The following is a 13,305-nucleotide window of genomic DNA, read 5'->3' as shown; positions in this document are numbered from 1 at the left end:
TATGCCGGACATCTCGCCTTCGAGCGCCTTCAGCGAAGCGACGCTGGCTGGTGTAGCGAGTTCCGGCCAATGTGCGGGAAGATGACGTGCGCGCTCGTCATTCGGCATTGCCGCGAGCATGGCCTTGCCCGTTGCCGTAAAGACTGCGGGGACGCGCATGCCGATGCGGAACGTTATCCCAAGCGGCGCGGACGAATTGCGGCAGGACAGATAAATGACATCCGGTCCCTCCAGATGGGAAAGCGTCAGCGTGTAGGCGCCAAGCCCCTCTGCCTGCGCCACAGCCTCATGAAACACCTCCACAATATCGCTGCCCGCCAGAAAGATATTGGCCCAGCGCACCGATTGTGGCCCCATGGAAAAGTTGCCGTCGCTATTGAACTTCAGAAGCTTCAGATGAACCAGCGTCTGGCAAAGCCCGTGCACGCTGCTTTTGGGCAGCCCGGCCTGACGCGCAATATCGGATAGTTTCAGCGCTCCGCCCGTGCCGTCGCCAGCCTTGGCGATAAGATCCAGTATCTGTGCGGCGCGCATGACCGCCGGAACCAGTTTGAGGGAACCTGCCTCTTCGGTCATCGTTTCATTCCTATGCTGACATACCATCTGCCCGACAGATCATCGGCTTCCCGATTGACTTTGGCTGCCATGATCTGTTTAATTCAATATATCGAAGCGTGTTCAATATACTGAACAAACAATCAAATGCAAGACTGGGACGGAACATCAGACATGATCACCTTGAAAGACCCTTCGCTGCTTCAATCGAAATGCCTGGTCGACGGTCGCTGGATCGACGCCGCTGATGGCAAGACCATTAATGTCACCAACCCGGCTGATGGCTCGGTGATCGGCACGGTTCCGTCGCTGTCGGTAGACACCATCAAGGAAGTCATCGACGCCTCCGCCAAGGCGCTTCCCGCCTGGGCCGCGAAAACCGCCAAGGAACGCGCGGGCATCATGCGCAAGTGGTTCGACCTCATTGTCGCCAATGCCGATGACATTGCGCTGATCATGACATCGGAACAGGGCAAGCCTTTGGCCGAAGCGCGCGGTGAAGTGCTTTATGCCGCGTCTTTCATTGAATGGTTTGCGGAAGAAGCCAAGCGCGTTTATGGCGACACCATCCCCGCCCCGCAGGCCGGTCAGCGCCTGACGGTGATCCGCCAGCCGGTTGGCGTCACCGCCGCGATCACGCCGTGGAATTTCCCTGCCGCCATGATCACCCGCAAGGCTGCACCGGCACTCGCGGCTGGCTGCACGATGATCGTGCGTCCTGCCGATCTGACCCCGCTGACGGCTCTGGCGCTTGGCGTACTGGCTGAAAAGGCTGGCATCCCTGCCGGTGTCTTGCAGATCGTGACCGGCAAGGCACGCGAAATCGGCGCTGAACTCACCAGCAATGGTACTGTGCGCAAGCTCTCCTTCACCGGCTCCACGGAAGTGGGCCGCCTGTTGATGGCCCAGTGCGCACCAACGATCAAAAGAGTGTCGCTGGAACTCGGCGGCAATGCGCCATTCATCGTCTTTGACGACGCCGATCTCGACGCCGCTGTCGAAGGCGCGATGATTTCCAAATATCGCAATGCCGGTCAGACCTGCGTTTGCGCCAACCGCATTTATGTTCAGCGCGGCGTTTACGACAAATTTGCTGAAAAGCTCGCGGAGAAGGTCAAGGCGCTGAAGGTCGGCAACGGCACCGAACCGGGTGTGGTCATCGGCCCGATGATCGAGGAAAAGGCGATCACCAAGGTCAAGGCGCATATTGAAGATGCGGTTTCGAAGGGTGCAAAGCTCATCACCGGCGGCAAGGAACTGGGCGGCCTGTTCTTCGAACCGGCTGTTCTCACCGGCGTGACATCGGACATGGCCGTTGCGCAGGAAGAAACTTTCGGCCCGCTCGCGCCGCTCTTTGCCTTCAACACGGAAGAGGAAGTGCTGGCCATGGCCAACGACACGATCTTCGGTCTCGCCGCTTACTTCTATACGGAGAACTTCAGCCGTGCGATCCGCGTCAGCGAAGGGCTCGAATACGGCATGGTCGGCCACAATACCGGTCTGATCTCCAATGAAGTCGCGCCGTTCGGCGGCGTCAAGCAGTCCGGCCTCGGTCGCGAAGGCTCCAAATACGGCATCGAGGAATATCTCGAAACCAAATATATCTGCAGCGCCTATAAGCGCTGATTGATATAAGCGAATGAAGAGACGGTGCGGATTGTTCGCGCCGTCTTTTTTATTTATAGACGGTGCAACCGCAACGACGGCTATCCGCCGCACATTATCCGGACAATCCATGCTGCGCCGCCTTTACGACTGGACTATTTCGCTTGCCGCAAGAAAATCAGCCGAATGGTGGCTGGCGATCATTGCTTTCGTGGAGAGTTCGGTTTTCCTTGTCCCGGCAGACGTTCTGTTTCTGCCGATGGCGCTGGCCCGTCCGGAACGCGCCTGGCGCTACGCCTTCATCGCAACCGTTGCATCGGTGCTGGGCGGCATCGCGGGCTGGTATCTCGGCTATCATGCCTATGAACAGATCGCCAAGCCGGTGCTGGAAATGTATGGCAAGCTGGACACGTTCGAGCAACTGCGCGGCACGACCAGCGCCGACACCATTTTGCTGATGCTGATCACATCGGGCCTCGCCCATCTCCCGCCGATCAAGGTTGTGACAATCCTGTCGGGGGCGGCTGGCGTCAATATCTGGCTGTTCATCGCATCGGCCATTGTTGCGCGCGGCGCGCGCTTCTATTTCCTGGCCTGGCTGCTGCGCCGTTATGGCGAGCCGATCCGCCATTTTATCGAAAAGCGCCTTGGCCTGATCGCCAGCGCCGTGGCGGTCTTGCTGATCGCCCTGTTCTTTGCTGTGAAATATCTTCACGCATGAGCCGGCCGCCTCACGCCGGTCAAAATAAATTGCTTGGAAACAAGTCTCTATCTTAGTTTAGCTGCATATAAAGAGCCGCGTCAGGAATTTTCATATGGCATTTGCACTCAATAACCCGGTTGGCAAAACACAGGCATGGACCGCAGGCATCATGACCTTCGGACTGGCCGCAACTGTCGGCACCGCGCTCGGTTTCGAGCATATTGCCGGTTTCATGCCGTGCAAACTCTGCCTTGAACAGCGCACGCCTTATTATATCGGCGTTCCGGTTCTGGCTGCGGCCTGGCTTTCCTACGGCTTGAAATGGCCGCCGATTCTGACACGCGGCCTCATCCTGATCGGCGCGCTTTTGATGACCTATGGTCTGGCGCTGGCGGTCTATCATACGGGTGTTGAGCTGAAGTATTGGCCGGGCCCGGCCGACTGCAGCGCGGCGACGATGAAAGTCACGCTGGACGCGGGCAACCTTCTGGGCGATCTCAATACGCGCCCGCCCGCATGCGACAGCGCACCCGGCTTTTTCCTTGGTCTGTCCTTTGCCGGATGGAATATCGTCGCAAGCCTGTTCTTTGCAGCCATCGGCTACTACGGCGCTTTCGCGAAGAGTGGCAAGTAAGGGAAGATTCTGAGGGGCTTAGGTCTTCTTTTTTCGCATGATGTTGTCGCAGGATTGCTACGCAGTTTTGCGCAACATGCGTCAAGGCTCCAGTTCGACATCCCAATACAGAAAATCCAGCCAGCTATCATGCAGATGGTTGGGCGGGAAAAGACGACCATTATTGTGCAGATCCTGCACGGTCGGCATGACCGGCTTCTGGCGCGGCCACATATGCGCAGCCGCAGGCATGAGACCGCCCTTGCGCAGATTGCATGGTGAACAGGCGGCGACCACATTTTCCCACGTCGTCTCGCCGCCATGGCAACGCGGGGTGACGTGATCGAAGGTCAGATCATGCGGCGAGCCGCAATACTGGCACTCGAAACGATCACGCAGGAAAAGATTGAAGCGCGTAAACGCCGGATAGCGCGGCGGCTTCACATAATCCTTCAGGCAGATCACGCTCGGAACACGCATGGAGAAAGACGGCGAGGAAACGATCTGGTCGTATTCCGCGACGATATTCACGCGTTCGAGAAAGACCGCCTTGATCGCATCCTGCCATGACCAGAGCGACAAGGGGTAATAGCTGAGCGGACGATAATCCGCGTTGAGGACCAGAGCGGGCAAGCCACTCGTCGAGACGGTCCGGGGTGAGACTGCAATGGTCAAGGACGCACCTCCTTCAGAGCAACTCCGAGAAAGGGCGAAACGACGACTTTCCAAGCGGAATTGCGCTCTTCATCGGAGCGCCGCGCGTCCATTGTGGGCGCAACAACGACGCTCCAACCTCGCGAGGACGGGACTGCAATCAGCAGAAAATCAAGCTTCTGCGAATCGAAATACCGTCATCAGCTGATGGCGATAATGTAAGCCCGACGTGACAGGATTGTGAAGCGGAAACGCATTTGTGCCACCGGAAACACGCAACATTTACAGATGCATCTACAAAAGTGGGGCCGCCTCGCGCCCCTTGATTGCCGCGTAATAGGCCCAGAATAATCGCGCCGCCACGCCGCGCCACGGCGCCCAGTCTTCCGCAAGCTTGCGCAGCGCCACAGCATCCGGGCGCGTTTCATGGGCAAAGGCATGACCGACGGCAGCTTGCAGCGCCACGTCACCCGCCGGAAACACGTCCGGGTGACCGGCTGCAAACAGCAGATAGACTTCCGCCGTCCACGGCCCGATGCCCTTGATAGCGGTGAGCGCAGCTATTGCCTCCTCCGCAGGCAGATCGCAAAGCCCGTGCAGATCGATCCCGTCATCCACCAGCGCCTGCGAGACAGCCAGAAGCGTCCTCTGCTTGGGCCGAGACAGCCCGGCAAAGCGCCACGCCTCTTCGCCGCCAGCAATATAGGCCTGCGGCGTCAGCGGATCGATCACCTGTTTCAACCGCCCCCAGATGGCCGCAGCGCTTGCAGTTGAAACCTGCTGTGCCACGATGATGGAAGCCAGACTTTCGAACCCTGGCGGTGAGCGACGCAGCGGAACCGCATGGGCGCGGCTGCGAATATCGGCCAGGCGCATATCGGCCAAAACCAGCGCTTCAAGGCCAGCCTCTATATCCTCCAATGTATCGATACGCTGCATGCTGTGGCCTTTCATTTCAATCGCCGACAAAGTACCAATGTGCTCAGATGACAATCAACTGACATGATCATGACCAGACCCGTCTTTCGCTTTGCCCCCAGCCCCAATGGCCAATTGCACCTCGGCCATGCCTATTCCGCCCTTCTCAATGCACGCATGGCGAACGAAAGCGACGGTCGTTTTCTATTACGCATGGAAGACATCGACACGGCGCGCTGCACGCCTGCGCTGGAACAGGGCATTTACGACGACCTGCACTGGCTCGGCCTGTCATGGGAAAGGCCTGTACGCCGCCAGTCGGAACATTTTGGCGAATATCGCAATGCGCTGACAAAGCTTGCCGACAAGGGCCTTGTCTATCCGGCCTTTCTCAGTCGTGGCGAAGTGCGCGAGCGGATTGGCGAAGCCCACGCCAGGGGCAAGGTCTGGCCGTCGGACCCGGACGGCACGCCGCTTTATCCAAAGGGCGAACGCAACCTCAATGAAGCGCACCGGCTGGAACGGATCGTATCCGGCGTCCCTTATGCCTGGCGTCTCGACATGGAAAAGGCGCTGGCCACCGTGGGTGAAACGTTGTTCTGGGAAGAAAACGGCGCCGGACCGGATGGCGAGACCGGGCGCATTGCCGCCGATCCCGCCCGATGGGGTGATGTGATCATCGCACGCAAGGACACGCCGACCAGCTATCATCTTTCTGTGGTGGTGGACGACGCCCTGCAAGGCGTCACCCATGTCGTGCGTGGCCGCGATCTCTTCCACGCGACCGCTGTGCATCGCCTCCTGCAAAAGCTTCTCGGTCTGCCGGAGCCGCATTATCACCATCATGACCTCGTGCTGGGCGACGATGGGCTGAAACTGTCGAAAAGCCGCAAGGATACCGCTCTTACATCGCTGCGTGAACAGGGATGGACGCCGGACCAAATAAGACACACCTTAAAGTTGTGATTTATTTTCTCCCCAGCGTCACAGATGATGTGCCGCCGCGTCGATTGACGAAAGCGCGCCAAAGCGGTTCAAAGGCAGCATGGTAGCTGACGCCTGAAAAGCGCTGGCGGTAGTTGTATTTATTCTGAAGGAGGCCAAGCCATGAGCAATTACGTCGAAATTGAAGGTTTGCGTGTTGCCCCTGAACTCGTGGAGTTTCTGGCCAAGGAGGCCGCGCCCAGCACCGGCGTAGACCCGGACAAGTTCTGGAAAGGTTTTGCCGCAATCGTTCGCGATCTTGCCCCGAAGAACCGCGCGCTTTTGAAAAAGCGTGACGACATGCAGGCGAAGATCGACAGCTGGTACAAGGAAAACCGCGACAAAGGCTATAGCCAGGCGGAATACCAGCAGTTCCTGAAGGACATCGGCTATCTCCTGCCGGAAGGCGGGGAGTTCACCGTTTCGACCGCCAATGTCGATCCGGAAATCACCCATATTGCCGGTCCGCAGCTTGTCGTCCCGGTCATGAACGCCCGCTACGCCCTCAACGCTGCCAATGCGCGTTGGGGTTCGCTTTATGATGCGCTTTACGGCACCGACGCGATTTCCGATGCCGATGGCGCGGAAAAGGGCAAGGGCTACAATCCGAAGCGCGGCGAGAAAGTCATCGCCTGGGCGAAGAATTTCCTCGATGAAAGCGCGCCGCTCGCCTCCGGCAAATGGGCCGACGTCGCTGGCCTTGCCGTCAAGGATGGCAAGCTCGACATCAAGCTGACGAACGGTTCCGCAACGGTTCTGAAAGATGCCAGCCAGTTCAAGGGCTATAATGGCGACGCCGCCAACCCGACCAATGTGCTGCTGGCCAAGAATAACATGCATGTCGATATCGTCGTCAATGCCGACCATCCGATCGGCAAGACCGATCCGGCGCATATTGCAGACATGGTTCTGGAATCGGCCATCAGCACGATTCAGGATTGCGAGGATTCGATTGCCGCCGTCGATGCCGAGGACAAGGTTGCAGTCTATCGCAACTGGCTCGGCCTGATGAACGGCAAGCTGGAAGACACGTTCGAAAAGAACGGCAAGCAGATGACGCGCCGTCTCAATGGCGACCGCAGCTATCGCGCCGCCGATGGCTCCGACCTGACGCTCAAGGGCCGCTCGCTGATGCTGGTTCGCAATGTCGGGCACCTGATGACCAATCCGGCCATTCTCGACACTGACGGCAATGAAGTGCCGGAAGGCATCATGGATGCCGCCTTTACCAGCCTGATCGCCTTGCACGATATCGGCCCGAATGGCCGTCACATGAACTCACGCGAAGGCTCGGTCTATATCGTCAAGCCGAAGATGCATGGCCCGGAAGAAGTGGCTTTCGCCAATGAAATCTTCACCCGGACGGAAGAACTGCTCGGCATGCAGCCCAACACGCTCAAAATGGGCGTAATGGACGAGGAACGCCGCACGACGATCAACCTCAAGGAAGCCATTCGCGCCGCCAAGGATCGCGTCGTGTTCATCAATACCGGCTTCCTCGACCGCACCGGCGACGAGATTCATACCTCGATGGAAGCTGGCCCGGTGATCCGCAAGGGCGACATGAAGCAGGCCGCCTGGATCGGTGCCTATGAGCAGTGGAATGTCGATATCGGTCTCGAATGCGGCCTTTCCGGCCACGCGCAGATCGGCAAGGGCATGTGGGCCATGCCCGACCTGATGGCGGCAATGCTGGAGCAGAAGATCGCTCATCCGAAGGCAGGCGCGAACACCGCATGGGTACCGTCACCGACCGCTGCCACGCTGCACGCCACCCACTATCACCAAGTGGACGTTGCGGCCGTTCAGGCAAAGCTCAAGAGCCGTCCGCGCGCCAAGCTCGACGACATTCTGTCGGTGCCGGTCGCCAGCCGTCCAAACTGGACGCCGGAAGACATCCAGAAAGAGATCGACAACAACGCGCAAGGGATTCTCGGCTATGTTGTGCGCTGGGTCGATCAGGGCGTCGGCTGCTCGAAGGTGCCGGACATCAACAATGTCGGCCTGATGGAAGACCGTGCGACACTGCGCATTTCCGCCCAGCACATTGCGAACTGGCTCTACCATGGCGTTGTCACGGAAGCGCAGGTCATGGAAACCATGAAGCGCATGGCCGCTGTCGTCGACAAGCAGAATGAAGGCGATGCGCTGTATCGCCCGATGGCTGCCAATTTCGACAAGTCCATCGCGTTTCAGGCCGCCTGCGATCTCGTCTTCAAAGGCCGCGAACAGCCGAACGGCTATACCGAGCCGGTCCTGCATCGCCGCCGCTTGGAACTGAAGGCGCAAGGCTGATCGGTTTAATGCACCGACGTCCCCTTCCCTCATCCTGAGGAGCCGTTGAAAACGGCGTCTCGAAGGACGAGGGAAAGCGAACCCAGCGCCTGCCCTCGCCCTTCGACACGGTGCTTCGCACCGGCTCAGGATGAGGGAGCGAGGTCACTGCCTGAGCCTCGGGCTTTGATCGTAGAAACAGATTGAATGCGGCGGGAGAAATCCCGCCGTTTTCATATGCGAAATCGCTTGACTCCATTATAATAGATATTATTTCTAACATAATGGAAAACGCAATCGAACAACTCGACAACGCCATTGGTGAGAACCTGCGCCGCCTGCGTCTGGCGCAAGGCATGACGCTGGATGCGTTGGGCGATGCTTCCGGTGTCAGCCGCGCCATGATCTCGCGGATCGAGCGCGGCGAGACAAGCCCCACCGCACAACTGCTGGCGCGCATTTGCGCCGCCCTTGGCACGTCGCTATCAGCATTTTTTGGCGATGCGGAAGCCCCGCCCTCGCCCTACCTCCCCCACGATCGTCAACCCGTCTGGCGCGATCCCGACACCGGCTATGTGCGCCGGTCCGTATCCCCGCCCGGCACCGGTTCGAATGTCGATCTGATCGAGGTCGAGTTTCCGGCGGGCGGCAAGGTCACTTTCGCACCCCAGACCGCCAATGCCGGTATCACCCAGCATATGTGGCTCTTTGCCGGTGCAATGGAAATGACCGTCGGCGACACGCATTATAGCCTCAAGCCCGGCGACTGCCTTTATATGCCGATCATGGCGGGCATCACTTTTCACAATCCAGGTTCGACCCCTGCACGCTATGCCATTGTGCTCGAACGCCGCAGCAACCTCTGAAAGACCGTCCGATGATCCACGTTCTCAATGCAGAAGAAGCGAAACGAGCCATTCCGGCGCTCGCCGAAATTCTTGCCGACTGCGTCATGGGTGGCGCATCGGTCGGGTTCATGGCACCCTGTGAGCCGCAGGATTTTACGCCTTACTGGACCCGCATCGCCCGCGAGACGGAGAACGGCGAGACGCTGCTCATCGTCGCTGAGCATGAGGGCGCGATCGTCGGCACGGTGCAGCTTGGTCTCTCCCAAATGCCCAATCAGCCGCATCGCGCCGATCTGAAAAAGCTGCTGATCCACCGCAAGGCGCGCGGCCTCGGCCTTGCCCGCAAGCTGATGGCCGCGGCGGAAGTCCAAGCCCGCATGCATGGCAAAACGCTGATCTGTCTTGACACCGCCACCGGTAGCCCCGCCGAAGCGATCTATACGCATCTGAACTGGCAGCCTGTCGGCGTGATCCCGAATTACGCGCTCTTTCCCGATGGCAGCCCCTGCGCCACCACGCTCTTTTACAAAGGCATCTGAAATGACCCTCTCCATCCGCCATGCGACGGAAGCGGATCTCCCCGCGCTGCTCGCCATCTATAATGATGCGGTCGAAAACACGCTTGCCATCTGGAACGAAACGCTCGTCGATCTGGAAAACCGGCGTCAATGGCTGGGAGGCCGCAATCGCGACGGCTTCCCGGTGCTGGCAGCCGAGCGCGAAGGCCAGGTTGTCGGCTATGCGAGCTATGGTCCTTTCCGGCCCTTCGAAGGCTTCCGCCATTCCTCCGAACTGTCGGTCTATGTGGCAAGCAATGCGCGCGGCGGCGGCATCGGTCGCGCCTTGCTGGGCGAACTGGTGGAAGAAGCGCGCCGCCGAAAGGTGCATGTGCTGGTGGCTGGTATCGAGGCGGGCAATGCCGCGTCCATCGCGCTGCATAAATCGCAGGGCTTTGAAGATTGTGGCACCTTGAAACAAGTCGGCCAGAAATTCGGACGCTGGCTCGATCTGACGTTCATGCAGAAGATTCTCTGATCTATCCAATAGTGCTCAATAGAAAACGCAGCGGGTTATTGCCCTGCTGCGTTCTTTTTGTTTATACACGTGTATTCGCAAGGACCCGGTGAAAGCCCGGGTGGCTCTTCTGGCCGCCTATCCGCCAGACAACGCAACAACATCTCCCATTTTTACAATCGGCCATGTTGAATCGGACGGCTCTCAACGCCCGTCTTCTATTTGCGGAAAATTCAATGACACGTCTTGCTGCCTACCGCCGCGAGTGGTTCTCCAATATTCGCGGCGATATTCTCTCCGGCATCGTCGTAGCACTTGCCCTTATTCCCGAAGCCATCGGCTTTTCGGTCATCGCCGGGGTCGATCCCAAAGTCGGCCTTTTTGCTTCCTTCGCCATTGCCTGCGTCTCCGCCTTTACCGGCGGTCGCCCCGGCATGATTTCCGCCGCCACGGCTGCAACCGCCGTGGTGATGGTCTCGCTCGTCAAGGAACACGGGCTGCAATATCTGTTTGCCGCCACAATCCTGATGGGCATAATACAAATCCTTGCCGGTTTCCTGAAGCTCGGACGCCTGATGCGCTTTGTATCGCGCTCGGTCATCACCGGCTTCGTCAATGCGCTGGCGATCCTCATTTTCATGGCACAACTACCAGAGCTGATCCATGTGCCAGTCCAGACCTATTGGATGATCGCGGGCGGCCTCGCCATCATCTATCTATTCCCGCGACTGACCAAGGCGATCCCCTCGCCGCTGGTCGCCATCGCGGTTCTCACCGCACTGGCCTGGTGGAGCGGGATGGATCTTCGTACCGTGGGCGATCTCGGCGAATTGCCATCCGCATTGCCGGTCTTCGCATTGCCGCAAGTGCCGGTAACGCTCGAAACCTTGCAGATCATCCTGCCCTATTCGATCACGCTCGCGGCGGTCGGGCTGCTCGAATCGCTGATGACCGCCCAGATTGTTGACGACATGACCGACACGCCCAGCAACAAAAGCCAGGAATGTATCGGTCAGGGCACGAGCAATATCGCCTCGGCGCTGATCGGCGGCATGGGCGGCTGCGCCATGATCGGGCAGTCGGTGATCAATGTTTCGTCCGGCGGACGCGGCAGGCTTTCGACCTTCGTGGCGGGCGCCTTCCTGCTGTTCCTGATTCTGGTGCTCGACGATCTTGTGCGCATCATTCCGATGGCGGCACTAGTGGCGGTGATGATCATGGTATCCATCGGCACATTCTCGTGGCGATCTATCCTCGATCTGCGTCGTAACCCGCCATCCTCGTCCTTCGTCATGCTGGCAACGGTGGTCACCGTCGTCTCAACGCATGATCTGGCCAAAGGCGTTCTGGTCGGCGTTCTGCTTTCCGGCGTGTTCTTTGCGGGCAAGGTCGCCAAGATGTTCCGCGTCTCCGAGGCCGAAAACAGCGACGGTAGCGAACGCATCTATACTGCTCAGGGCCAGATTTTCTTCGCTTCGGCGCAGAATTTTATCGCCGCGTTTGATTTCGCCAAGCCGGCGAAAAAGATCACCATCAATGTCAGCCACGCGCATCTGTGGGACATCACCGCAGTCGGCGCACTCGACAAGGTGGTGATGAAATATCGTACCGGCGGCACCGAGGTGTCGGTGATCGGTTTCAACGAAGCCAGCGCCGACATGATCGACCGCTTCGCCCTTCACGACAAGGACTTGAGCACCGCCCAACTGGCGGCGCATTAAACACGAAAAGAAAAGGGCCGCTGATGCGGCCCTTTTTGTTAGCTCCTGTGTGGAACAGCGTCTACGACCGACAAATCATCAAGGCCGATTGCGCCCTCCACCCGGTCGCTGCGCGCCATGAGGTAGAAACCGAGCCCGGAGGTCAGCACCGCGATAAACACCAGATACCAGGCATGGGCCATCGGGTTGACCGCCAGCATCGTCGTCACGATCACCGGCGTCAGGCCACCGAACACCGCATAGGAAATGTTATAGGAGAAAGACAGGCCGGAGAACCGCACCGGGGCCGGGAATGCGCGCACCATGACATAGGGCACCGCGCCAACCATACCGACGGAAAGTCCCATCACCGCATAAAGCGCAAACAGCACCGGCAGCGACGTACCGGCAAAGCTGTAGAAAACGAAGGTGGCAATGCCGAAGAAAACACCGGCCACCGCGAAGAAACGTCCGCTGCCGATACCGTCAACGATAGAACCGGCAGTCACAGTTCCGAACATCAGGAAAAGCGTGCCGAAGCTGGTCGCGGCAAGCGACTGCAAAGGCGTATAACCATAGAGCTTTTGCAGGAAAGTCGCCGTCATCAACGTGGTCACAACGATACCGGCTGACAAGATCCAGGTCAGAAGCACGGAGATGATGACACCATGCTTATGCTCGCGCAGAACGGTCTTCAGCGGCAGCTTGTCTTTCAGCAAATGGCTGTTCTTCATCGCGGTGAAGATCGGGGTTTCTGCCAGCCAGCGCCGCAGATAAACCGCAAGCAGACCAAAAATACCGCCGATGAAGAACGGAATGCGCCATGCGTAGGCGGAGAGTTCTTCCGGGGTGAAAATCCAGTTGATGGCTGTAGCGATCAGCGAACCAATCATGATGCCGAGCGTCAGGCCGGAACAGAGAAAGCCGCAGGCCATGCCGACCCGATTGGCAGGCACATGTTCCGCCACAAAGGTCCACGCGCCGGGAACCTCGCCGCCAATGGCCGCGCCCTGCAACATGCGAAACACGATGAGCAGGATCGGCGCGCCGACACCCAGCGTCGCATAAGTGGGCAGGCAGGCCATGGCCAATGTCGAGATCGACATCAGGAACACCGAGAAAGCGAAAACCCGCTTGCGCCCAAACTTGTCGCCGAAATGCGCCAGCACGATGCCGCCGACCGGGCGCACCAGATAACCGGCTGCGAAAATGCCGAAAGTCTGGATCATGACCAGCCAGTCCGGCATATCCGGCGGAAAGAACAGATGCCCGATGACGCTGGCAAAGAACACGAAGATGATGAAATCATAGAACTCCAGCGCGCCGCCAAGGGCCGAAAGGCCAAGGGTGCGGAAATCCTGTCCATTCAGCGGACGGGGGCTAATGCCTTGCGCGTGCGTGTTCATCGATGCCATCGATCCTGTTCTTTACTGGCTT

General features: G+C 58.8%; 13 protein-coding genes and 1 other annotated feature (1 of these 14 only partly in view). Of the genes, 9 read left to right on the top strand and 4 right to left on the bottom strand.

Going from position 1 to position 13,305, the window contains the following annotated elements; translation table 11 throughout:
• On the bottom strand, window positions 1-576 hold the 5' portion of the coding sequence (locus WIX40_RS16355; protein ID WP_339440677.1) for an IclR family transcriptional regulator. 243 nt of this gene lie to the left of the window's left edge; 576 of the gene's 819 nt are visible here — the first part of the coding sequence; it begins with the start codon at window positions 574-576; the stop codon falls past the left edge of the window.
• A gap of 153 nt (window positions 577-729) precedes the next feature.
• Between WIX40_RS16355 and WIX40_RS16350 the strand changes: the two genes are divergently transcribed.
• The 3 genes from WIX40_RS16350 (at window position 730) to WIX40_RS16340 (ending at window position 3,497) form a co-directional block, all read left to right on the top strand.
• Window positions 730-2,181, top strand: a complete 1,452-nt coding sequence (locus WIX40_RS16350; RefSeq protein WP_339440675.1) for an NAD-dependent succinate-semialdehyde dehydrogenase — start codon at window positions 730-732, stop codon at window positions 2,179-2,181.
• 109 nt (window positions 2,182-2,290) lie between these two features.
• Complete coding sequence (locus WIX40_RS16345) at window positions 2,291-2,881, top strand: YqaA family protein (protein WP_109369705.1); 591 nt, start codon at window positions 2,291-2,293, stop codon at window positions 2,879-2,881.
• A gap of 94 nt (window positions 2,882-2,975) precedes the next feature.
• Window positions 2,976-3,497, top strand: a complete 522-nt coding sequence (locus WIX40_RS16340; protein ID WP_109369706.1) for a disulfide bond formation protein B — start codon at window positions 2,976-2,978, stop codon at window positions 3,495-3,497.
• A gap of 81 nt (window positions 3,498-3,578) precedes the next feature.
• On the opposite strand, the gene WIX40_RS16335 is transcribed toward WIX40_RS16340, so the two are convergent.
• Both WIX40_RS16335 and WIX40_RS16330 read right to left on the bottom strand, forming a co-directional pair.
• Window positions 3,579-4,151, bottom strand: a complete 573-nt coding sequence (locus WIX40_RS16335) for an HNH endonuclease (RefSeq protein WP_078339434.1) — start codon at window positions 4,149-4,151, stop codon at window positions 3,579-3,581.
• Window positions 4,152-4,424: 273 nt separating this feature from the next.
• Complete coding sequence (locus tag WIX40_RS16330) at window positions 4,425-5,069, bottom strand: DNA-3-methyladenine glycosylase family protein (RefSeq protein WP_109370304.1); 645 nt, start codon at window positions 5,067-5,069, stop codon at window positions 4,425-4,427.
• A gap of 69 nt (window positions 5,070-5,138) precedes the next feature.
• Between WIX40_RS16330 and gluQRS the strand changes: the two genes are divergently transcribed.
• The 6 genes from gluQRS to WIX40_RS16300 all read left to right on the top strand — a co-directional run bounded on the left by gluQRS (window position 5,139) and on the right by WIX40_RS16300 (window position 11,889).
• Entirely contained in the window at window positions 5,139-6,014 is an 876-nt protein-coding gene (gene gluQRS, locus WIX40_RS16325; protein WP_339440672.1) for a tRNA glutamyl-Q(34) synthetase GluQRS, read from the top strand.
• 141 nt (window positions 6,015-6,155) lie between these two features.
• Window positions 6,156-8,327, top strand: a complete 2,172-nt coding sequence (locus tag WIX40_RS16320) for a malate synthase G (RefSeq protein WP_339440670.1) — start codon at window positions 6,156-6,158, stop codon at window positions 8,325-8,327.
• Window positions 8,328-8,590: 263 nt separating this feature from the next.
• The gene (locus WIX40_RS16315; RefSeq protein WP_171318755.1) at window positions 8,591-9,172 is read left to right on the top strand and encodes a type II toxin-antitoxin system RelB family anti-toxin; all 582 of its coding nucleotides are present in this window, start codon (window positions 8,591-8,593) and stop codon (window positions 9,170-9,172) included.
• Window positions 9,173-9,183: 11 nt separating this feature from the next.
• Window positions 9,184-9,693 (top strand): GNAT family N-acetyltransferase, encoded by a 510-nt coding sequence (locus WIX40_RS16310; protein ID WP_339440667.1) that lies wholly within the window; start codon window positions 9,184-9,186, stop codon window positions 9,691-9,693.
• 1 nt (window position 9,694) lies between these two features.
• Window positions 9,695-10,189, top strand: coding sequence for a GNAT family N-acetyltransferase (locus WIX40_RS16305; protein WP_339440666.1), 495 nt, complete (start codon window positions 9,695-9,697; stop codon window positions 10,187-10,189).
• Between the two features lie 78 nt (window positions 10,190-10,267).
• Window positions 10,268-10,323 (top strand) — a sequence feature (sul1 is cis-regulatory element that is thought to sense ions involved in sulfur or methionine metabolism; They are found in Alphaproteobacteria).
• Window positions 10,324-10,404: 81 nt separating this feature from the next.
• Window positions 10,405-11,889 carry a SulP family inorganic anion transporter gene (locus WIX40_RS16300; protein ID WP_339440665.1) on the top strand — a complete coding sequence of 495 codons (1,485 nt, stop codon included), beginning with the start codon at window positions 10,405-10,407 and terminating at the stop codon, window positions 11,887-11,889.
• Between the two features lie 38 nt (window positions 11,890-11,927).
• On the opposite strand, the gene WIX40_RS16295 is transcribed toward WIX40_RS16300, so the two are convergent.
• Window positions 11,928-13,283, bottom strand: coding sequence for an MFS transporter (locus tag WIX40_RS16295; protein ID WP_339440664.1), 1,356 nt, complete (start codon window positions 13,281-13,283; stop codon window positions 11,928-11,930).
• Window positions 13,284-13,305: the final 22 nt, after the last annotated feature.

Origin of the sequence: Ochrobactrum teleogrylli (assembly GCF_037482325.1) — a bacterium.
In the GTDB taxonomy this organism is placed as follows: domain Bacteria; phylum Pseudomonadota; class Alphaproteobacteria; order Rhizobiales; family Rhizobiaceae; genus Brucella; species Brucella teleogrylli.
Note: the sequence above shows the minus strand (reverse complement) of the source record. Positions and strands in the feature narration are given on the sequence as shown.

Coding starts and splice junctions, on each gene's coding strand:
- WIX40_RS16350 (WP_339440675.1), top strand. CDS start 730: ATGATCACCTTGAAAGACCCTTCGCTGCTTCAATCGAAATGCCTGGTC.
- WIX40_RS16345 (WP_109369705.1), top strand. CDS start 2,291: ATGCTGCGCCGCCTTTACGACTGGACTATTTCGCTTGCCGCAAGAAAA.
- WIX40_RS16340 (WP_109369706.1), top strand. CDS start 2,976: ATGGCATTTGCACTCAATAACCCGGTTGGCAAAACACAGGCATGGACC.
- WIX40_RS16330 (WP_109370304.1), bottom strand. CDS start 5,069: ATGCAGCGTATCGATACATTGGAGGATATAGAGGCTGGCCTTGAAGCG.
- gluQRS (WP_339440672.1), top strand. CDS start 5,139: ATGACCAGACCCGTCTTTCGCTTTGCCCCCAGCCCCAATGGCCAATTG.
- WIX40_RS16320 (WP_339440670.1), top strand. CDS start 6,156: ATGAGCAATTACGTCGAAATTGAAGGTTTGCGTGTTGCCCCTGAACTC.
- WIX40_RS16315 (WP_171318755.1), top strand. CDS start 8,591: ATGGAAAACGCAATCGAACAACTCGACAACGCCATTGGTGAGAACCTG.
- WIX40_RS16310 (WP_339440667.1), top strand. CDS start 9,184: ATGATCCACGTTCTCAATGCAGAAGAAGCGAAACGAGCCATTCCGGCG.
- WIX40_RS16305 (WP_339440666.1), top strand. CDS start 9,695: ATGACCCTCTCCATCCGCCATGCGACGGAAGCGGATCTCCCCGCGCTG.
- WIX40_RS16300 (WP_339440665.1), top strand. CDS start 10,405: ATGACACGTCTTGCTGCCTACCGCCGCGAGTGGTTCTCCAATATTCGC.
- WIX40_RS16295 (WP_339440664.1), bottom strand. CDS start 13,283: ATGGCATCGATGAACACGCACGCGCAAGGCATTAGCCCCCGTCCGCTG.